This window comes from Streptomyces sp. Tu6071 (genome assembly GCF_000213055.1).
Classification (GTDB): Bacteria; Actinomycetota; Actinomycetes; order Streptomycetales; family Streptomycetaceae; genus Streptomyces; species Streptomyces evansiae.
The window spans coordinates 5,151,517-5,172,340 of record NZ_CM001165.1 but is presented as its reverse complement, the minus strand read 5'-3'; the positions used below and the strand labels follow the sequence as shown (position 1 = coordinate 5,172,340).

The 20,824-nt window shown below is 72.8% G+C and carries 13 protein-coding genes and 1 pseudogene; 4 read left to right on the top strand and 10 right to left on the bottom strand.

The features are described 5' to 3' along the window. Positions 1-221: 221 nt before the first annotated feature. The 3 genes and pseudogenes from STTU_RS21735 to STTU_RS21730 form a co-directional block, all read right to left on the bottom strand. Positions 222-4,268 (bottom strand): LamG-like jellyroll fold domain-containing protein, encoded by a 4,047-nt coding sequence (locus STTU_RS21735; protein WP_043255942.1) that lies wholly within the window; start codon positions 4,266-4,268, stop codon positions 222-224. Positions 4,269-5,013: 745 nt separating this feature from the next. Beyond that, positions 5,014-5,121 (bottom strand): annotated as a pseudogene (locus STTU_RS36210) (Uma2 family endonuclease); the annotation flags it as partial. Positions 5,122-5,667: 546 nt separating this feature from the next. Next, complete coding sequence (locus STTU_RS21730; RefSeq protein ID WP_043255940.1) at positions 5,668-6,471, bottom strand: SAM-dependent methyltransferase; 804 nt, start codon at positions 6,469-6,471, stop codon at positions 5,668-5,670. Between the two features lie 403 nt (positions 6,472-6,874). Here STTU_RS21730 and STTU_RS21725 point away from each other — a divergent pair, with 403 nt between their 5' ends. From STTU_RS21725 to STTU_RS21715, 3 genes are read left to right on the top strand one after another with little or no spacing between them, the layout of a single operon-like run. Next, on the top strand, positions 6,875-7,480 hold the full coding sequence (locus STTU_RS21725) for a sigma factor-like helix-turn-helix DNA-binding protein (RefSeq protein WP_043255939.1): 606 nt from the start codon (positions 6,875-6,877) through the stop codon (positions 7,478-7,480). Continuing rightward, positions 7,477-8,070 (top strand): hypothetical protein, encoded by a 594-nt coding sequence (locus STTU_RS21720; RefSeq protein ID WP_043255937.1) that lies wholly within the window; start codon positions 7,477-7,479, stop codon positions 8,068-8,070. The genes STTU_RS21725 and STTU_RS21720 overlap by 4 nt, the downstream gene beginning before the upstream one ends. Positions 8,071-8,118: 48 nt before the next feature. Continuing rightward, complete coding sequence (locus STTU_RS21715) at positions 8,119-9,570, top strand: FAD-dependent oxidoreductase (protein WP_007826834.1); 1,452 nt, start codon at positions 8,119-8,121, stop codon at positions 9,568-9,570. Positions 9,571-9,868: 298 nt separating this feature from the next. Here STTU_RS21715 and STTU_RS21710 read toward each other — a convergent pair whose 3' ends face one another. Further along, positions 9,869-10,105: a hypothetical protein gene (locus STTU_RS21710; RefSeq protein ID WP_007826832.1), complete on the bottom strand. Its 237-nt coding sequence runs from the start codon at positions 10,103-10,105 to the stop codon at positions 9,869-9,871. Between the two features lie 241 nt (positions 10,106-10,346). Here STTU_RS21710 and STTU_RS21705 point away from each other — a divergent pair, with 241 nt between their 5' ends. Beyond that, positions 10,347-10,763 carry an NUDIX domain-containing protein gene (locus STTU_RS21705; protein WP_007826830.1) on the top strand — a complete coding sequence of 139 codons (417 nt, stop codon included), beginning with the start codon at positions 10,347-10,349 and terminating at the stop codon, positions 10,761-10,763. 206 nt (positions 10,764-10,969) lie between these two features. Here the strand turns inward: STTU_RS21705 and STTU_RS21700 are convergent, their stop codons facing one another. The 6 genes from STTU_RS21700 to iolB form a co-directional block, all read right to left on the bottom strand. After that, positions 10,970-11,590, bottom strand: a complete 621-nt coding sequence (locus STTU_RS21700; RefSeq protein ID WP_043255935.1) for a histidine phosphatase family protein — start codon at positions 11,588-11,590, stop codon at positions 10,970-10,972. Positions 11,591-11,707: 117 nt separating this feature from the next. Beyond that, entirely contained in the window at positions 11,708-12,592 is an 885-nt protein-coding gene (locus STTU_RS21695) for an ABC transporter permease (RefSeq protein ID WP_043257620.1), read from the bottom strand. 196 nt (positions 12,593-12,788) lie between these two features. Then, positions 12,789-15,617 carry an alpha/beta fold hydrolase gene (locus STTU_RS21690; protein ID WP_234019286.1) on the bottom strand — a complete coding sequence of 943 codons (2,829 nt, stop codon included), beginning with the start codon at positions 15,615-15,617 and terminating at the stop codon, positions 12,789-12,791. 359 nt (positions 15,618-15,976) lie between these two features. After that, positions 15,977-17,476, bottom strand: a complete 1,500-nt coding sequence (gene mmsA, locus STTU_RS21685; protein WP_007826817.1) for a CoA-acylating methylmalonate-semialdehyde dehydrogenase — start codon at positions 17,474-17,476, stop codon at positions 15,977-15,979. A 276-nt stretch (positions 17,477-17,752) separates the two neighbouring features. Further along, a complete protein-coding gene (gene iolD / locus STTU_RS21680; RefSeq protein WP_043255933.1) occupies positions 17,753-19,729 on the bottom strand; it encodes a 3D-(3,5/4)-trihydroxycyclohexane-1,2-dione acylhydrolase (decyclizing) in 1,977 nt (658 codons plus the stop codon). Next, positions 19,726-20,700, bottom strand: coding sequence for a 5-deoxy-glucuronate isomerase (gene iolB / locus STTU_RS21675; protein WP_007826813.1), 975 nt, complete (start codon positions 20,698-20,700; stop codon positions 19,726-19,728). Before iolB ends, iolD begins: the two co-directional genes overlap by 4 nt. Positions 20,701-20,824 lie beyond the last annotated feature (124 nt).

Genomic DNA, 20,824 nt, shown 5'->3' with positions numbered 1-20,824 from the left:
CGCCTGTATCAGGCCTGCCGCGAGCGCACCGCTCACCAGCAGGGACAGGCGGCGCCTCAAGACGCGCGCGTGCCGGACCTTTCGGGGTTTCATGAGGGCATCTCTCAGTGCCGGGCGTCCCCGGGCGGGGGACACGGTTGGGGGGTCATGAGTGACCGCTCCCCTCTCCCCACCCGCGCCGCTGCGTGGGTGGGGAGAGGGACGGCCGTTGCCGGAGGTCTTTACACCGAGCCGGGGACCTGGGTGGGGACGTCGTAGAGGTTGTTGTTGAGGTACTGGACCTGGTTCTCGTCCAGCGCGCCCTGGAAGGCCCACACGTCGTCGATCATGCCGGGGAAGAAGTTGCTCGCCTTCCCTCCGGTGACCGCCGCGCCCACGTCGAAGCCCTTGGCAGCCTTGTGCGAGAGGACGTTCTCGCCCCAGGCGATGACGTCCTGGCACGTGCTGTCATCAGCCTTGTCGTCACCGTCGTCGTCACCGCAGACCGACTCCTGCAACTGGCCGTTGACGTAGAGACGGACCTCCTTGGCGAAGCCGTCGTAGACGACCGCCAGGTGGTTGGGACCGGTGATGTCGTCGAAGGACGTACTGGAGACCTTCTCCACCGTCGCGTCCGCGCCGTCCTTGCTCGCCACGCTCAGCTCGAACGAGCCCTGCGCGTTGTTCTCCGTACCCGGCACCCAGTCCACGCGCACCGCGCTGCTGGTACTTGCCTCGGCGTTCAGCACCGTGACCTCCTTGTCCGGCTGGGCCGCCGCCAGCGTCCACGCGCTGAGCGAGAAGCTCGTACTCGTGTCCACCGGCATCGCGGAGGTGGAGGCGTAGGCGTCGGTGCCGTTCAGGTCCAGTCCCTGGTTGTCGACCCAGCCGAAACCGAGGTCCGCGCCACCCTGGAGCGTCATCGCACGGCCCTGGGCCGACAGGTCCGGGCTCGTCGCAGGGGCCGACGCCGACTTCTCCTCGAAGTTCCAGCGACCCTTCAGCAGCGGGTGCTGCTTGAACATCTGCGCGACCTCCTCCGGGGAGACGACACGGTCGTACAGGCGGACGTCGTCGATCGTGCCGGGGAAGTAACTACTGGGTGCCGTACTGCCGTTGTATACGCCCGCCCCCAGGTACATGGACTGGTCCGCGTACCACGCCTCCGGCAGGTCCGTCGTCCCCGCCTTCGCCCCGTTCACATACAGCGTGAGAGTGTTTGCGACCGTGTCGTGCACGCCGACCAGGTGGACCCACTCGCCGACCTGTGCGTGCGCGCCGTCCGGCTGCATCGCGCGGATCACCTTCGCGCCGACCGCGTCCTCGGAGTACTGGTTGAACGCCCAGCGGTCGTATGCCGAGGAGTAGTACAGCTCCAGGCCAGGGGCGAAGTTGCCGGCCTGCAAAACGATGTCCGCCGCGGCGTCCGGCTTCTTGTCCAGCTTTGCCCAAGCGGAGACCGCGAAGCTGCGCTGCGTATTCATATGTGGGCCACGCTCTTGGGCGATACGCCCGTACCCCGTCGTGCCGTCGAAGTGCGCGGCCTTGCCCGTCACGCCCTCGACCCCGGTGGTCACCCCGCCCGAGTACTTCGCCGGGAACACCTGGCCGTGGCCCTCGATCTTCGTCGCACCCGCGGCCTCGTCGAGCGGGAACTGAGCGATCGCGGGACGGCCCGGGTCACCCACGTCCTTCTTGTCCTTCAGGACCGCGACCTCGTTGACCGTCAGCGGCTTGTCGAAGACCTGCACCTCATCGATCAGGCCGGGGAAGAAGGCACTCCGCGCATCGCCCGTGTACGAGCCCGCGCCGATCTGGAAGCCGCGACGCGCCTCCCACGGAGTGCTGTACGCCGTCTCCCCGGCAAGCTTGCCGTCCACATAAAGAGCCAGCTTGTCATCGGTCGAGCTGTACGAGCCGACCAGATGAGTCCACGATCCCGCCTTCGCGTCCCCCGGCTGGGCGGACATGGCCCGGATGATCGGGACCGTTCCCGACTTGTCCTCGGCATACTGGTTGAACACCCAACGGTCATAGCTGGACGAGTAGTACAGCTCGAAACCGGGCCTGTTGTTACCGGTCTGGCTCGCCACGACCGCCGCCTGCTCGGGCATCTTGTCGAGCTTGACCCACGCCGACACCGCGAATCCACCACTCGTGTTCACCACCGGCAGGTCGCTGTGCGCGTACCCGTCGGTGCCATTGAAGTGGGCGGCCGTGCCGATCGCGCCTTCCTCGCCGAGCGTGACACCGCCGTGCATGTCCATGGTCCGCGCCGGGGTCGAGCCCTTCGCCTCCGTCTCCCCGGCCGCCTCGTCGAGCTGCCAGGTCGCACGGTCCGGCTGCCCGGCACGTACGCGGTAGATGTACGTACGGATCTCACTGCCGTTTCCGGCCGCGTCGAACGCCTGAGCCGTGACGTAGTTGAGGCCCGGCTTGGCCGGCAGCGTCTGAAACGTCTTCGCCGCACCCGCGCTCGTCGTGATCTTGTGCGCCGAGGACGGGTCGCTGTTGATCCCGTACCAGTACGTCGTCACATCGGCGTCGGCCGCCTTCAGACCGAATGTGCCGTATTTGCCCACGCCGTCGTACCACGGGTCGTCCGGGTCGTCGGAATTCATCTCCGGGTACTCCGCCGACGTCACCGAAGGCGCCTTCGGCACGGAGGTGTCGTACGTGAAATAGCATGCCTGCGGATCACCCGCGTACGACCACGGCGAGTACTGCGCCCCGTCCCACACCCGCACATACCAGTTGATCTTCGTGTTCTTCGGGATCGACGACGGCAATGCCATGACGAAGTTCGAACCGGACGCCTTCATCGAAGTGCGCGCGGGCTTCCACTGCGGCTTGTTGTCCGCACCCCACGACGCCTGGAACTGCACCGCCACCGAATCCCCATCCGGGTCGGTCACGTTGTTCGCGTACAGCTTGCCCAGCGTCCGCACCCGGGCCGCCGACGCCGAGTTCTTGCACGAACCGCCGTACTCCATGGACAACTGCGACGTGCGCACCTGCGCCGGAGGGCGGTTGTACTGGACCCGCAGATACGCCTTGTCCGAGAACCGCTTCCACGCGTTCTTGTCGGACTCGTCGCTCGCCTGGAGGCCGAACGTCATCGTCGACGCCTTGCTGTTCGCGGCCGACTGCACCGCCGACTTCACATCGAACTCGGCATCCTTCTGATCCTTGCCGTTGAACCCGTACGCGAATGACCGCGTGTCGAGCTTCTTGACCCAGAACCCCGAGGCGTTCTGCGAGTTCCACGTCGTCGACGACGAAATCCCCTTCGTCTGCCACAGCTCGACACTGTGATTCGACGACGTCGCCGACCACGTGTTCCGCACCACGAACTCCGCCGAAAGAATCGACTTCCCCGCGAACTTCGACACCGGAATCTGGTAAAGGACCCGCTTCGTGTCCTGCGGCGCACAGTAATCCCACCCGCAGAAACCCACTCCCGCGTCGTGGTCACCGTTGAACTTCCACTGCGGCGACGACGCCCAGTACTTCGACGCCATCGTCCACGACGAGGCTTTCGGCGAGTACCACTGCGGGTCGATGAACACCGGGTAGCGCGTGTCCTTGCCCGACAGCACGTCCTGATCCGGCGTCAGCACGAGCTCTTTGCCACCCGCCGGCACGTCCACACCCACCGGGGCCAGCTTGCCCGACTCGGCCGCTCCCGGCTCGTCGGCGCCCTCTGCCACCGCATTGACCGAACCGCCCGAGCGAGCCGCCTTCGAGGCGCCCCCCGCACCCGAACCCGCACCCGGCCCCGTCGAGGAGTCCCACATCTGCGGCGTCGGCGCCTCGAAGACAGCACTGCCCGCACCATCGTCGACGGCTTCCAGACCACCTTGCGCGGTCTCCTTGACCGCCATCCCCCCCGCCGCGAGCTTCAGCCGCAACGACTTCAGCTCCGGATTCGCCGCCGCCTCCGCACTCTTCACCACCAGCAACTGCGTGAAGCCGTCCACCTGCGCACCCATCCGCAGGTCAACACCCGGCAACACCTCTGGGTACGTCGCGGTGTCCCCCGACACCACCGGCTGCGGCAACGCCGAGGGCCAGGACAACGCCAGCTCGCGCCCCGCCCGCTCCATTCGCACCAGCGGTTGATCGCCGCCCGCCGAGAAGGTCACATCCGTCACCGCCGCCTTCGGCCGCACCCCGGCCGAAGACACCGCCAGGTCGGTGTCGACATCGACCCACTTGCCGTCCTTACGGGTTCGCACCGGGCGCAGGTACTCCCGCGCCTCCAAGTGCCCCTCCGGCGTCGCGAACACGTCCCGCGACTCCCCACGCAAGGAGACGACTTCGACCGGCTTCCCCGACGCCTTCGCCTCGGCAAGGGCCTGATCCGTTGCGGAGGCCCCCTGCTCCCCTTGCGTACCCGCGCCCGGTCCCCCCGTGGCCTGCTGCGACGTCCCCCCGGCGGCAGGATCGTCAGCGGCGGATGCGGGAGCCGTGGCGAGCGGCAGCAGCCCCAGCGTCAGGGCCGCACCCAGCAGCGCGCCGACCCAGCGCCCGCTACGTCGAGAACCGCGCCCCCCTACAGGCACGTTCTGCCCATCTCTCCTACACCCGCCACCCACAACCCCACCCCTGACACACGAAAAACACACAAGTGGAGTGAGTCAACGCTGCGCCACGGAAAGACGTCAAGGGGTTACAAGTTGAGCCCACACAACCCGACAGGGCCGATAAAAGGTGATATTCACGCAACAGGCGAAAGAGGATGCGTGTAACTGACAGCTATGGTTTGGCCGATAGTTCGGCGCACCCAGAACGTCACATCAGGGACACTCGGAACGTCACGCTCCGCCCAAGCCGTGACCGCAAAAGTGGCAAGAAAATTCCTCGAAAGAGTCACCGCGCGCGGTCGCCATCCCGGCCGCATGAACCGACGAAAGAATTGATACCTCCACAACACGGACTCCAGGACGGTGGAAGCCGGGATCAGCGGCAAGGTCCCGTAAGAGCGGCCCGAGCCGGCAGGCGCGACCTCGACGCGACCAGGAGGACGCGGACCGGGCGCCGGTGAGTGAGCGGTACGTCGCCGAGTCGGATATCGAGGTCCGTATCGGTGTCCGCGTCGAGCCCAGGCGCCTCGTCCAGCACGCTTGTCAGGATGCGGTCGACGGTTGCGACACGTAGGCGTGAACCTGGTCCCACCCGTCGCCGTCCAGCTGGTTCCAGCCCGCGAGCTCCCCCGTCGGGGCCGTCACCGGGTCGCGGGCGTCCGGCGGCGACCATGGCACTTTCACCACTCCGCGCCGCCAGCCAGCCCGCCCCTCGTGGCAGTGGGTGTACGGGGGCGTGGCGCGGGAGCGAGGGGCGTGGTGCGGTGGTCCTTTGCCCCGTACGGCCCCGAAGCGGACGCGGTCGCGCGGCCTTTTCCGTACGGAGCTCAGGCTCCGCCCGTGCGGGAGAGCGCCGCTCCCGCGGTTCTGCGCGGGGTCGGTGCCGCTTCTCGCAGCGGGAACCAGATCATCCCCGGGCGAGACCCGCGCCAGCAAATCGCTGTGCGTCCGGATGAGGTACGTCTCCAGTGTCCGGGGCCGTCCTCTCCCAGTGCTCGGCGGTGCGGGCTCGCTCTGGTGCGTCAAGCCGTACGTCGCCTCGTTCACCCCAGGCGGGGCCGTGGGGTGGCGGGTTGACCGGCCCCCGGCGATCACGGTCACGTCAGGGGGCGGGTTTGCGGGCCACCGCCGCGTAGCACGCGGATTCCGCCGCCGTCGTCCGGTCCGCGGCTTCGGGACGCCATGCGTGGCTCGGGACGAGGCCCGGGTCCAGGAGGTCCCAGCCCGTGAAGAAGCGGGCGATCTCCTCGCGCGTGCGGGCCTTGCCGGGCGTGCCCGAGGACTCGTACGCCTGGGTGAGGCGCGCTATGCCCGCCGGGTCGAACTCCGGTGTGACGTGGCTGATCGCGAGCGTACTGCCGGGCGCCAGGGCCGACTTGAGGGCGGCGACGAGCCCGTACGCCTCCTCGTCGTCGGGGACGAAGTGGAGGAGGGCGTTGAGGGAGAGCGCGACCGGGCGGGAGAGGTCGAGCGTCGCGCGGAGGTCGGGGGCGGCGAGGAGTGCGGCCGGGTCGCGGGCCTCGGCCTGCACGTACGCCGTGCGGCCCTGCGGGCTGCTGTGCAGGAGCGCGCGGGCGTGGGCGAGGACGATCGGGTCGTGGTCGGCGTAGACGACGCGCGCAGCGGGGCGGACGGACTGGGCGACCTCGTGGAGGTTGGGGCTGGTCGGAATGCCCGTACCGATGTCGAGGAACTGGTTGAGTCCCGCGCCGGCCAGGAGGCGGACGGAGCGGTGCATGAAGGCGCGGTTGACGCGGGCCGTCGTGAGGATGACCGGGAAGGCCGTCAGGGCCGCTGCGGCGGCTTCGCGGTCGGCGGGGAAGTTCGTCGTGCCGCCGAGGAACCAGTCGTACATGCGGGCGGAGTGCGCGCGATCGAGTTCGAGGTCCACCGCGTACTCGTCCATCACCCATCAGTCCCTTCCTCGCGGGGTCTCCTGCCCCCGGGCCCCGGGGTCGTACACGTCCTGGATCTGATGTGCGAACAGAATTCCGAGGCATCCTCCGTTCGCAGACAAAGGGGTTATGGAGGAGCAGGTGGGCGCGAGACAAAGGGGGGCCAGGGTTGCGGGGTTGCCGGGGGTTGCGCGGGGACGCGCGCGGTGGCTCCCGGCGATGCGGGCAGATCGGGGCTAAGGAGCGGCGCCTGTGCGGTGCGAGCGAGGGGCGGGGGACGAGGGGGGTCGGGGTGCGGGGGACGGGGTGGATACCGGTGTGGGCGCGGATGTAGGTACGGGTGTGGGTACGGGACTTGGTGCGCGTTCAGGGGCGGGCGTGGGTGCGGTCGGGGGTGCTGGTGCGGTCGGGGGCGTGCGGGTCGTGCTCGATCCCGCGTTGATCGCGCCCCGGCGGCCGGATCTCACCTTCGACGCCTTCGCGGATTCGCACATGGGGCTGTGGACGCGGTACGCGGAGTCGCAGGTGGGCGCGGCGCACAGCGACGAGGTCGTGGCGCGGGCGTGCGGGTGGCTGCGCGGGAACTGGAGGCGGGTGCTGGGCTCGGACTCGGTGGCGCGGTACGCGTGGCGGGTGCTGAAGGCGGAGGTGCACGCGTGCGCGACGGAGCGGGGGGTGCGCCCCGTTGGCGAGGTGTCCGGGGCCGCGCTCGCCGAACTCCCGGAGCGGCTGTACGACTTGGTGGTACTGCGGTACGAGCTGGGGGTGGGGGACGCGGAGATCGCGGACTACCTGGGGATCGAGCAGGCGGCGGTGGGGGCGCAGGCGCGGTACGCGCGGGGGCGGGTGGAGGGGCTTTCCGTCGTGGCGGGCTCGTCGGCGACGGAGGGGCGCGCAGGGGCGGAGGGGCCACCCGGGGAGGAGAAGCTTTCCGGGGCGGAGGGGCCACCCGGGCCGGAGCACCTTCCCGGGGCGGAGGGGCTTTCCGGCCCGGAGGGGCTTTCCGGGGTGGGCGAGTGAGGCACGTACCGGCGGCGCACGCGCCCGCGCCGCACGAGCAGGCCGCGCGGGATCTGGATCTGGCCGTGGCGCTCGTCGTGGACGCGCCGCCCGCCGCCGCGAGTCTCGCGCGGCTCGTCGCCGAGCCCGTCGACGAGGGCGGCGGCGACCCCCACGGGGCCCTCGTCTTCGGGGCGTTGCTGCACCTGACGCGCGCCGAGGAGGCGGCCGGGTGGTGGTGGCGGCACGCGGCGGAGGGCGGGAACCGCACGGCGGCGTTCCTGCTGTACCTGCTGCACAGCGCGCGCGGGGAGTTCAGGGACGCGGAGCGGTGGCGGGCGCGCGGGCGGCGGACGCCGAAGCCCGGGGCCGGTGGCGGGCCGGGGACCGGGCCGCCGTCGCTGTCGGCCGCCGTGCGGCACCGGCTGCTCGCACAGTGCCACGCGCGCCGTACGCCCTCCCTGCCGGCCGCGCTGGAGAGCCTCGTGAACCGGCTGCCGCAGGTCCCGGCCGTCGATCCCGAGTACGGCGCCCCCGCCGGCGTACCGCATCCCGATGCGTCGCTGCGGTGCCTGCTGGAAGTCAACTCCGGTCGTATACATGACAATTAGACTCGCCGCGAGTTTCGGGGACGAGACCGAGCACCACGGAGGAACCTCATGACCGCTACCGGTGAACGCCACGCCGTCGTCGTCGGCGGCAGTCTCGCGGGGATGCTCACGGCGCGGGTACTGAGCGCGCACGCGCGGGTGACGGTCGTGGAGCGCGACCGGCTCGACGACGCGGCCGGGAGCGGGCCCCGGCCCGGTATTCCGCAGGCGCGGCACACCCATGTCTTCGTCGAGGGCGGCCAGTTGGCGCTGGAATCGCTGCTTCCGGGCATCCTCGGCGAGCTGTCCGCGCGCGGCGCGCTGCCGGTGGGGATGCCGTACGACCTCGTGCAGCACCAGTCGGGGCGCTGGTACGAGCGCTTCGCCGCGAGCACCCGATTCCTGTCCTGCACACGGGGGTTGCTCGACACGGTCGTACGGGAACGGGTGCTCGCCGAAGGCGGCGTGGACCTGCTCGCGGGAACCGGGGTGACGGGGCTCGTGGGGGACGCGGAGCGCGTGCGCGGGGTGCGCGTGCGCAAGCGGGGGGCGGCCGATGACCCGTACGAGATCGAGGCGGACCTCGTCGTGGACGCCTCGGGGCGGACCTCGCGGGTGCCCACGTGGCTCGGGGAGATCGGCGGGGAGGCGCCCGACGAGGAGACGATCGACACGGGCCAGGGGTACGCGACCCAGCGCTACCGGCTTCGGCCGGGCGCCGAGGACCCGGGTTACCACTGCCTGTACTTCCTCCCGGACACCGAACAGCCGCTCACGGGCGTGGTGTTGCGCGTGGAGGACGGCCTGTGGGTCGCGAGCCTGTCGGGACCGCGCGGCAGCGAACCGCCCACCGACCCGGCCGGTTTCCTGGACTACGCGAGCCAGTACCCGCACCCGTACCTGCGCGAATGGCTCAGCACGATGGAGCCGGTCGGCCCCGTGCACAGCAACCGCAGCACGGCAAACATCCGCCGCTACTACGAGCGTCCGGGGCGCCGCCCGGCCGGGCTGCTGGTCGTCGGCGACGCGCTGTGCGCCTTCAACCCGATCTACGGGCAGGGGATGACGGTGGCGGCGCAGCAGGTGGTGGCGCTGCGGAAGGTGTTGGGGGCCGGAGGCGGAGTCGCGGGCGGAGCGCGCGAGGGCGCTGCTTCGGGGGGCCGGTTTCTCGGGCGGGGTGGCAGGCGTACGCGGGATGTGCAGCGGGCGCTGGCCGGGGTCGCGGAGACCGCGTGGGCGATCTCGGCGGGGGCCGACCGCGCGCTTCCCGGCGTCGAGTCCACGGGGCCCGGACCGAACGCCCTCGACCGCCTCACCGGGCGCTACCTGCGCCGCGTCGCCGCGATCGTCCCCGGCGACCCGGGCGCGGGCCGCCACTACCGCTCCGTCCTCGCCCTCACCGCACCACCGGCCCGGCTCTTCCACCCGAGAATCGCCCTCCCGGCCCTCTTCCGCGCGCCGCGAGCGACGCCGGGGGAGCCGCCGTTGGTGGTGGAGGGCTGGCCGGCTGGGGAGGGGTGAGTCGGCCTGCGGGGGCTTGGGGGGCGGGAGTTGTGTACGGAGGTCCTGCCGGCGTGGGGGCTTGGCGCGGAGCTCGCGGCGGGGCGGGGCGAGTGCCGTCAGCGGAGCGGCGGGGCGAGGGCGACGCCGTGAGGGAGGCGGCGGGGCGAGGGGCGACGCCGTGGGGGGCGGCAGGGCGAGGTGAGACGCCGCGAAGGAAGCCGCGGGGCGAGGGGCGACGCCGTGAGAGAGACGGCGGGGCGGCGAGTCCCGTGGATGCTCGCCGCCCCGCCGCCCCGTCTCACTCAGCCTGTGCCGGTCAGTACAGGACCCAGAGGGAGACCTGGCCGTTGACCTCGACGCAGGTGGCGTCCTGGTAGTACTCCTTGGCCTTCGGTATCTCCGCCTGGCACGAGGCCAGGTTCGGGTACATCTCCGGGCCTCCGGCGACGTCGTGCCACTGGGCGGCGGAGGCGGTGCCGGCGGTCAGCGGGATCGCGACCGCAGCGGCGACGGTGGCGAGGCCGAGGGTCGTACGGGTGCGCCAGGACTTCATGGTTGTTCCTCCTCCGGAACGGGACCGGCCGGTGCGGGTGGGTGGGGTGACTCCGTCGAAGCCTCGCCTGCCCGATGATCATCAGCCCACACCACCTGTTGTGGATCACTCGCCTGTGGTCCCCTTCGGCCGACGCGACGGCCGGGGGCCGCGCGGGGCGGGCGACAATGGGGGCATGATCCGTCCCCACGCGCTGATTGCCCGTGTGTGGCGGCTGCTTCGGCCCTTTCAGTGGCGGCTGTTGTGGTGCGCGCACGCCAAGTACAACGTCGGTGTCACCGGGGTCGTACGCGACGACGAGGGACGCGTGCTGCTGCTGCGGCACCGGCTGTGGTCGCCGCAGCGGCCCTGGGGCCTGCCGACCGGCTTCGCCGCGAAGGGCGAGGAGTTCGGACAGACCGTCGTCCGCGAGGTCAAAGAGGAGACGGGGCTCGACGTCGTCCCCGGCCCCCTCGTCCGTCTCCGCAGCGGCTACCGCCTGCGCCTCGAAGTCGCCTACGAGGCCCGCCTCACCGGCGGCACCCTCCGCCTCGACCCCCTGGAGATCCTGGAGGCCCGCTGGTGCGAACCCGACGACCTGCCGGAGGGGCTGTCGGATCTGCACCGGCGGCTGATCAAGGGGGAGACGGATGCCGATTCGGTGCGGGGGGTGGGGTGAGCGGGAGTCGGGTGCGGGTGCGGGTGCAGGTGAGCGGTGGTGCGGGGCTGGTTGGCAGGTGAGCCGTGACGCGGGTCGAGCGCGCGGGTGAGCAGCGGTGCCGGGGCCGGTGAAGTGAGCGGGTGAGGTGGCGTTGGCGGTGGGCGAGGGGCACCCGTCGCAGCACACCGGCCCGTGCCGTGTCGGTGGAGGCGTGGCCCCGGTCGTCAGCGGGTGTTCCAGGCGGAGATGACCCGTTGGCCGTCCTCCTCGGCCAGGACGGTGAGGCTGCCGGGGTGCGGGTGGCCGAGGAAGCGGCTCGCCGAGGCGTCGAGGCCGAGGAAGCGGCTCGCCGAGGCGTCGAGGCCGAGCCAGCGGACGGCCAGCACGCGGGTGAGGTGACCGTGCGCCACCACGGCGACGTCTCCCGCGTCCAGCAGCGGGCGGACCCGTTCCAGTACGGCATCGACCCGCGCCGCCACCCGCTCCAGCCCCTCCCCCGGGTGCTCCGCGTCGCCGGGAACGAGCCCGTCCCGCCACAGCTCCCAGCCCGGCCGACCCGCGCGGATACGCGCGGCCGTCAGCCCCTCGTACCCGCCGTAGTCCCACTCCAGCAGGTCGGGATCGGGCCGGGCTCCGGCCAGACCCGCGAGCCGGGCCGTGCGCATCGCGCGGCCGAGCGGGCTGCTGAACACCGCGACGGGTCGCGGGCGGTCCGCCAGCCTGGCCCCGAGAGCGCGCGCCGCCGCCTCCCCCGCCTCCGTCAACGGCACGTCCGTACGGCCCGCATACCGTCCGGAGCGGCTCCACTCCGTCTGCCCGTGCCGGACCACGATCAGTTCCCCCATGCGGGGAGAAGGTAGCCGGTGACGCGTGCGGCGGGCGTCAGGAGCGGCGGCCCGCTCGCGCCGGGGTGGTCCGGGGGCGAGGGAGCGGGCGAGGTGGGCCCGGGTGTCTGCTCCCGTTCAGGACACGACGTCCTTCCGTGCGAAGCCCCGGAAGGCCAGGGCGAAGAGGACCAGGGCGTACGTCAGCGAGATCGCCGCTCCCTTCGCCGCGCCCTGCCAGGCGAGGTCGGGGGTGAGGAGGTCGGTCCAGGCGAACTGCCAGTGGGCGGGCAGGAAGTCGCGCCAGTGCCCGAGGGCGGTGACGGCGTCCAGGACGTTGCCGATGATCGTGAGGCCGACCGCGCCGCCGACCGCGCCGAGGGGGGCGTCCGTACGCGTCGAGAGCCAGAAGGCCAGCGCCGCCGTGACGAGTTGGGAGACGAAGAGGTACGCGACGGCGAGCGCGAGGCGCGGCACCGCCGCCCCTGCGGAAACGGAGTCTCCCGTGGGGAGTTCGAGCGGGCCCCAGCCGTAGAGCGCCGTACCGAGGAGGAGCCCGACGAGCGGTAGCAGGATCATCGCCGCGAGCGAGCAGGCCAGGGCCACGGCGAGCTTGCTCGCCAGGAGCCGCTGGCGCGCCACCGGCGCGGCGAGGAGGTAGCGCAGCGTCGACCAGTTCGCCTCGGCCGCCACCGTGTCCCCGCAGAAGAGGGCGACCGGGACGACGAGCAGGAAGCCCGCCGATACGAAGAGGCACACCGCCGCGAAGTCGGCCCCCGAGCGCGTCGCCGCGTCCATGAGCGTGCCCCGCTGCCCGTTCGCCCCGTCCCCGCCGGGCGTCCCGCCCACGGCGAAGGCCACGGCGAGCACGAACGGCAACAGGAACAGCACCGCTCCCATCACCGCCGTCCGCCGCCGCGTCAACTGCCGCCGCAACTCCACCCGCACGGGCAAGGTCCGACCGGGCCGGTAGCCGTCCGCACGCGCGGAGGCCGGCGCGGCTTCGGCACCGTTCGCGGGCAGGGGCGGCGGCCAGCTACTACCGAGGTGCGTCACGCGGAACCTCCGGTCGGGCTCGGGATGGGGGTGGTCGCGGGGAGCAGGAGAGAAACCCGGTTCGGGACACGGGCCGCGCTCGCGCTCGGCCCAGCGCCCGGGAAGGGGACATCCCAGCGGCACGCGGCAGGGGCCGTGTCCACGTGGTGCGGCGGTGTCCTCGTCATGACGGGCCCCCGATCAGGTGGAGGAAGGCGTCTTCCAGGCGGCGTTGCGGGGTCAGTGTCGTGATCGGGAGGTCCAGGGAGAGGAGCGGGCCGAGGAGGGCCGTCGTGGTGGTGCCTTCCTTCAGGTGGAGGAGGAGGGTGCGGTCGTCGTCGCGGGTCAGTTCCGCCACTCCCGGGAGCGCCGCCGCCTTGGCGAGGACGGGGTCGGGGACCGGGTGGGCCAGGCCGATCGTCACCGCGCCCGTGCCTCCGGTGATCTCCTCGACCGGGCCCGCCGCGACCAGGCGGCCCCGGTCCATCACCACCAGGTGGGTGCAGGACTGCTCGACCTCCGAGAGGAGATGGCTGGAGACGACGACCGTGCGGCCCGAGGCCGCGTACGCGATCATCACCTCGCGCATCTCGCGGATCTGCGGCGGGTCGAGGCCGTTGGTCGGTTCGTCGAGCAGGAGGAGGTCCGGGAGGCCGAGCATCGCCTGCGCGAGGGCGAGGCGTTGGCGCATCCCTTGCGAGTAGGTGCGCACCGCGCGGTCGAGCGCTTCGCCCAGACCCGCGATCTCCAGGGCCTCCTCGATGTGCGCGTCCCCCTCGGGGCGGCCCGTCGCCTTCCAGTACAGGTCGAGGTTGCGGCGACCGCTGAGGTGGGGCAGGAAGCCCGGACCCTCCACGAAGGCGCCCACCCGCGACAGGACCGGCGCCCCGGGGCGGATCGCGTGGCCGAAGACGCGGATTCCGCCCTCGTCCGGGGTCACGAGGCCGAGCAGCATCCGCAGCGTCGTCGTCTTGCCCGCGCCGTTGGGGCCGAGCAGGCCGAGGACCTGGCCGCGTCCCACGGTGAACGACAGGTCCCGTACGGCCCAGCGGTCGGCGCCTCGCGCGTACTTCTTGCCCAGGCCCGTGATGCGCAGGGGGACGTCCGCGAGGTCCGGGTCGGGCGGGGGTGTCGCGTCGGTGCGGCGGCGGACGAGGAGGAGCAGCAGGGCCAGGACCGCTCCCGCGGCGGGGAGCGCCCATACCCAGACCGGGAGCGGGGCCGGGCTGCTCGCGGCCTGCGGGAGGCTCGGGACGGTCAGCGCGCCGGCCGGGGTGACGGAGTACGTGGCGGGGGCCGCAGGGGACGCGTAACCGAGGTCGGTCGCGGAGAGGACGAGACGCAGGCGGTGGCCCTTGGCCACCTGGTGGTCGACGGCGGGGAGCGTCACGGCGACCCTGCGGCCCTCGCGCGCGCCCGTGACCCGTACCGGGCTGACCAGTTGGGCGGGCAGCACCTGCTTCTCGCCGTCCGCGCTCACGTCGTAGACCTTCGCGAAGAGGACCGCCGTGCCGGTCGAGGAGCGCACGTCGACGGAGACGGTGGGGCTGCCCGTGATGCGGACGGGCTTGGTGAGCGGCTTCGTGTCGAAGCGGGCGAACTGGCCGGGGAAGTCGACCGCAAAGCCCTGGCCCGTGCGTTCCGCGAGCTGGGCGAGGCCGTCGCCGAGGCCCGGGACGGCCGAGAGCGAGGGCGGCGAGCCGCCGGGCGGGTTGGCGAAGACCTGGCGGTCGCGGGGGAGGGCGTAGCGGTGCTCCGTGTAGCGGACGCGGGACTCGTCGCGGCCCGCCGGGGCCGGGTCGCGGTCCGGGTCCGCCGTACGTCCCGGGACGCCGCCGGTCAGGCCCGGGTACGCGGAGAGGTCGGCGCCCGTGAGGCGGGCCGTGTCGTCCGTGGCGCCGACCGAGCCGCTGCGCGAGATGCGGAAGGCCGGGCCGGTGTCCACCGAGCGGTCCTTCTTCAGGTAGCGGTCGAACCACTTCGTGATGCGGCCGGTCAGGCGGGGGATCTCCATGTCACCGCCGTCGTGGCCGCCGGCGATCCAGTCGACCGAGACGGGGGCGCCGTTGGCGCGGATGTGCCGGGCCGTCTCGTCGGCCTGCGAGAGCGGGAAGAGCGAGTCGGACTGGCCCTGGATGACGAGGGCCGGGACCTTGATCCTGTCGCCCACGGCGGCGGGGCTGCGGTCGTGGAGGAGCTTCGTCGCCGCCGCGTCCGGGGCGCCGCGCTCGGCGACCCTGCGGTACATCGCGCACAGCTCGGGCGTGAAGCGCCCGCAGCCGACGCCCACGCCCGCCACGCGCGAGCCGATGTTCGCGCTGCCGGAGGTGAAGAAGATCCCGGCCCACAGCTTCTTGAAGACGCCGTCGGGGAACAGCGCCCGGGACAGGTCCCAGTACGTGATCTCCGGGGCGATCGCGTCGATGCGCGGGTCGTGGCCTGCCGCGAGCAGGGAGATCGCGCCGCCGTAGGAGGCGCCTGTCGCGCCGACGCGCGGGTCGCCCTTCTTGTCGAGCTGGACCTCGGGGCGGCGGGCGAGCCAGTCGACGAGGCGGGAGACGTCCTCGACCTCGTGCTCCGGGTCGTTGAGGCCGATCTCGCCGCCGGAGCGGCCGAAGCCGCGGGCGGACCAGGTGAGGACGGCGTAGCCCCGGCGGGCGTAGGACTCGGCCTGGGAGCGCAGCTCGGCCTTGCTGCCGCCGAAGCCGTGGGCGAGGAGGACGGCGGGGCGCTTCCTGTCCGGGTCGCCCGCCGTGAAGTAGCTCGTGTCGATGCGGGTGCCGTCCGGCATGCGGCGAAAGGCGTCCGCACGGTGGACGCCGCCACCGTCCGACGCGGCGGCCGCCGGGGGCGCGATGCCGGGCAGCAGGCTGCTCGCGAGGAGGAGCAGGACCGTCGCGAGGACGGCCGGGAGGCGGTACGGGGCGCGCGCGGCGGCCCGCCCGGCGCCGGGTCCTCGTGGGAGGCCGCCGGACCGCCGTGACGTGCGTCGGAGTGACGTGCGGAGATCCATGACGCACACCGTACGGGCTTCCGCGAGGCGGGCCGCAAAAGTTATCCACAGGGGCGGGTGATCGTCGTACGAGATGCGCAGCGCGCCGCTGGAGGATCGTTTCTGCACGCCCTCCCGTACCCGGAGGCAAGGGCTCCACACAGCGGACCGCCCCGCCCCACCGAGCGCCCGTGCCACCGACCGCCCGCCTCGCCGACCGTCCGCCCCACCGAGCGCCTACCGGCGCCGACGGGGCCAAGGGTCCGGGCCCGTCGGACCAAGGGCCCGGACCCGGCGCCAGGCGGCGACCGCCACCCCCGCCCAGCCCCGACCCCAGCCCCAGCCCCGACCCGGACCGCGAAGTCCCCGACCGCCTCCCCTCACCCGTTGCTCGGGAACCCCAGGTCCACCCCCGCCGCCGCCTCCGACGGGTCCGGCCACCTCGTCGTGACGACCTTGCCGCGCGTGTAGAAGTGGACTCCGTCGTTGCCGTACATGTGGTGGTCGCCGAAGAGGGAGTCCTTCCAGCCGCCGAAGGAGTGGTAGCCGACCGGCACCGGGATCGGGACGTTGACGCCGACCATGCCGGCCTGGACCTCCAGCTGGAAGCGGCGGGCCGCGCCGCCGTCGCGGGTGAAGATCGCGGTGCCGTTGCCGAAGGGCGAGGCGTTGATGAGGGCCAGGCCCTCCTCGTACGTCCCGGCGCGCAGCACGCACAGGACGGGGCCGAAGATCTCGTCGCGGTAGGCGTCGGCCTCCACGGGGACGCGGTCCAGGAGGGAGAGGCCGATCCAGTGGCCCTCCTCGTAGCCCTTCACCGTGAAGTCGGTGCCGTCGAGGACGACGTCGCAGCCCTGCGCCGCCGCACCCCGTACGTAGGCGGCGACCTTGTCGCGGTGCGCCTTCGTGATGAGCGGGCCCATCTCGGAGGCCGGGTCCTCGCCGGGGCCGATGACGATCTTCTCCGCGCGCTCCTTGATGCGCTCCACGAGCGCGTCGCCCGTCGCGCCGACCGCGACGACCGCCGAGACCGCCATGCAGCGTTCCCCCGCCGAGCCGTACGCGGCCGAGACCGCCGCGTCCGCCGCCGCGTCGAGGTCCGCGTCGGGCAGGACCAGCATGTGGTTCTTCGCGCCGCCGAGTGCCTGCACCCGCTTGCCGTTGGCGCCGGCCGTCGCGTGGATGTGGCGGGCGACCGGCGTCGAGCCGACGAAGGAGACGGCCGCCACGTCGGGGTGTTCGAGGAGGCGGTCGACCGCGACCTTGTCGCCGTGCACGATGTTCAGAACGCCCTCGGGGAGCCCGGCCTCGGCGAAGAGCTCCGCGAGGCGCACGGCGGCGGACGGGTCCTTCTCGGAGGGCTTGAGCACGAAGGTGTTGCCGCAGGCGATGGCGACGGGGAACATCCACATCGGCACCATCGCGGGGAAGTTGAACGGTGTGATGCCCGCGACGACGCCGAGCGGCTGCCGGATCGCCGAGACGTCCACCCGGTGCGAGACCTGCGTGGACAGCTCGCCCTTGAGCTGGGTCGTGATGCCGCAGGCCAGGTCGACGATCTCCAGGCCGCGCGCGACCTCGCCGAGCGCGTCGTCGTGGACCTTGCCGTGCTCGGCGGTGACGAGGCGCGCGATCTCCTCGCGGTGCGCGTCGAGCAGGGCGCGGTAGCGGAAGAGGATGCCGGTGCGCTGCGCGAGCGAGGACGTGCCCCACGTCGCCCAGGCGGTGCGCGCGGCGGCGACGGCCGCGTCCACCTCGGCGACCGAGGCGAAGTCGACGCGCGTGGTGACGGCCCCGGTCGCGGGGTCGGTGACGGGCCCGCTCTCGCCCGATGTGCCCTCGACGCTCTTCCCGTCGATCCAGTGGTGGACGGTCTTCATTGCGGTCACCCTTCTACGCGTACGCGGTCGGTCCGTGGCCGTGCCCGGGGGAACGCTCCCCGTCCCGGGACCCCCGCACACCCGCGCGGCGCCCGCCCCGTACCCGGCACCCGCCGCGCGTGCACGACCGGCCCCGCACACGGAACGCCCCCGCACGCCGAGCCGGGCCCCGCAGGAACCGCTACGGGCACCCGCATCGCTCACGGGCACCCGCGTCGCTCACCGGCACCCGCATCGCTCAAGGGCACCCGCATCGCTCCCAGGCCCCCGCGTCGCTCACAGGTGCCTGCGCCGCTCCGCGCTGTGCCGCTCGTACTCCTTGCGGGCCCGCACCGTGGACGGGTGGGTCGTCGTCTCGGCCACGGGCACATCCCACCACGCCTGCGCGGGGGGCGCGCCGGACACTGTGTCGGTCGTTTCGGTCTCGACGTAGACACATGTGGGACGGTCCGCCTCGCGCGCCTCGGCGAGCGCCTCGCGCACCTCGCGGACCGTGCGGGCGCGCAGGACGCGCAGCCCGAGGCTCGCGGCGTTCGCGGCGAGGTCGACGGGGAGCGGGGCGCCGTTGTAGGCGCCGTCGGCGGTGCGGTAGCGGTACGCGGTCGCGAAACCGTCGGCGCCGACGGCGCGCGAGAGGCCGCCGATCGAGGCGTAGCCGTGGTTCTGGAGGATCACGAGCGTGAGCGGCAGGTTCTCCTGCACCGCCGTGACGAGTTCCCCGGGCAGCATGAGGTACGTGCCGTCGCCGACGAGCGCCCACACGGGCACTCCCGGCTGGGCGAGGCACACGCCGAGCGCGGCGGGGATCTCGTATCCCATGCAGGAGTAGCCGTACTCGACGTGGTACTGGAGCGGGCCCCGCGTGCGCCAGAGTTTGTGCAGGTCGCCGGGGAGCGAACCGGCCGCGTTGATGACCACGTCCTCGTCGCCGACCACGGCCTGCAGCGCGCCGACGACGTGCGCCTGATTGGGGCGTACGAGGTCCGCGACGCCGTCATCGGGCTGCGTGTAGCCCTCGACGCGCTCCTCCCACAGCGCCTTGTCGAGCGTGTACTGCGCGACCTCGGCCTCGTCGACGCGCCAGCCCGCCAGCCGCTCCGTGAGCGCTTCGAGTCCCGCGCGCGCGTCGGCGACGAGCGGGATCGCGCCCTGCTTGTGGCCGTCGAACGACGTGATGTTGAGGTTGACGAAGCGCACCCCGTCGCCGCCCGTGCGCGCGCCGCCCTCGAAGAGCGTCGCGGAGGCCGTCGTGAAGTCGCTCCAGCGGGTGCCGACGCCGAGGACGAGGTCGGCGGCGCGGGCGAGTTCGTCGGCTGTCGCGGTGCCCGTGTGGCCGATGCCGCCGACGTCGGCGGGGTGGTCGTGGCGGAGCGCGCCCTTGCCCGCCTGCGTGGAGGCGACGGGGATGCCGGTCGCGTCGGCGAGCGCGCGCAGCGCGTCCTCGGCGGCGCTGTAGCGGACGCCGCCGCCCGCGACGAGCAGGGGGCGGCGCGCGGCGCGGATCGCCGCCACCGCCTCGTCGAGCGCGGCGGGGTCCGGCGGGGGCCTGCGGATGTGCCACGTGCGCTCGGCGAGGAACTCCTCGGGCCAGTCGTACGCCTCCGCCTGGACGTCCTGCGGCAGCGCGAGCGTCACCGCGCCGGTCTCGGCCGGGTCGGTCAGGACGCGCAGCGCCTCCAGGGCGGCCGGGATGAGGGCCTCGGGGCGGTGGACGCGGGCGAAGTAGCGGGAGACGGGCCGGAGCGCGTCGTTGACGGTGATGTCGGACGAGACCGGGTGTTCGAGCTGCTGGAGGACCGGGTCGGCGGGGTGCGTCGCGAAGTAGTCGCCCGGGAGGAGGAGGACGGGCAGCCGGTTGACGGTCGCGAGCGCGGCGCCCGTGACGAGGTTGGTCGCGCCGGGGCCGATCGACGTCGTGACGGCGTGCGTCGCGAGGCGCCTGCGGTGGCGCGCGAAGCCGCTCGCGGCATGCACCATGGCCTGCTCGTTGCGGCCCTGGTGGAACGGCATCGCGTACGGGCCGTCCACCGCGCCGTACTCGACGACCGCCTGCCCGAAGCCGGCCACGTTCCCGTGCCCGAAGATGCCCCACAGCCCCTGCACGAAGCGCTGCCGCTCGCCGTCGCGCTCGGTGTACTGGCGGCTGAGGAAGACGAGGAGGGCCTGTGCGACGGTGAGGCGGCGGGTCCGCTGGGGCGGTTGCGGGGGGAGCGGGGAAGCGGTCGCGGGCGCGGGCCCCTGCTCGTCGCTCATGCGCGCTCCTCGGTGGAGGTCAGGGGCAGGCGGGGGTCCTGCGCGAGGCCGGCCCACGTGTCCCGTACGCCCTCGTGCGCCGGGTGGTCCGTGATCAGCCACTCGCGAGACGGGCCGGGGCCCGCCATGACGTTGAGGTAGTACAGGTGGCGCTCGGGCGGGGCGACCGAGGGGCCGTGCCAGCCGTCGGGGATGAGCACGACGTCCCCCGGGCGCACCTCGGCGAAGACCTCGGTGCCGCCCGCGCGCGAGGCGCTGACGCGCTGGAGGCCGTAGGCGTCGCCGGGGCCGTGCGGGTCCGACAGCTCGAAGTAGTAGATCTCCTCCACCTCGCTCTCCCGGCCGGGGACCGCCTCGTCGTGCTTGTGCGGCGGGTACGAGGACCAGTTGCCCGCCGGGGTCAGGACCTCCACGACCATGAGCCGGTCGCACGCGAAGCCCCCGGCCTGCGCCAGGTTGTTGACCTGCCGTCCGGCCCGCCCGGCCCCGCGCAGCTCGACGGGGACCTCCGGCGCGGGGCCGTAGCGGGCGGGGAGTCTGCGCCCGCAGGTCGCTCCTGCCAAAGCGAAACGGCCTCCCGCGCCGGAGGAGATCTCGGCGCGCGCGTCCCTCGGGAGGTACGCGAAGTCACTCACCGCGCCGAAGACGGAGGATCGCCCGCGCAGCGCGAACTCCTCCCCGTCCACGCGCACCGTACCGCCGCCCGCGAGCGGCACGACGAGCCATTCGTACGCCCCCGTGACCAGGACGTGCCGCGCCCCGGGCGGCAACTCCAGCACGCGGAGCGCCGTGTGCCGCAGCAGAGGGGTGCGGGCGGGCGAGACGTCGAGGGCGAAGGGGATGGTCACGGCCGTGCCCGCGCGGATGTGCGGGGAGGTCAGGAGGGGGCGCGGCGGGGGCGGGGGCGCGGGTACGCGTGCTTCTCCGCCGGAACGCCGGGGTGCCCCCGTACGGCTGTCACTGCCATCCATCGCGCTCGCTCCCTCTCACCGCTGCGTCGGCCGTCCCGCTGCTCCCACTCTGCTCCCCTACCCCGTGGCGCGCATCGGTGAGCGGTGCGCCGGGGTGTCCCCCTGTACGAAGCGTCACCCGGTA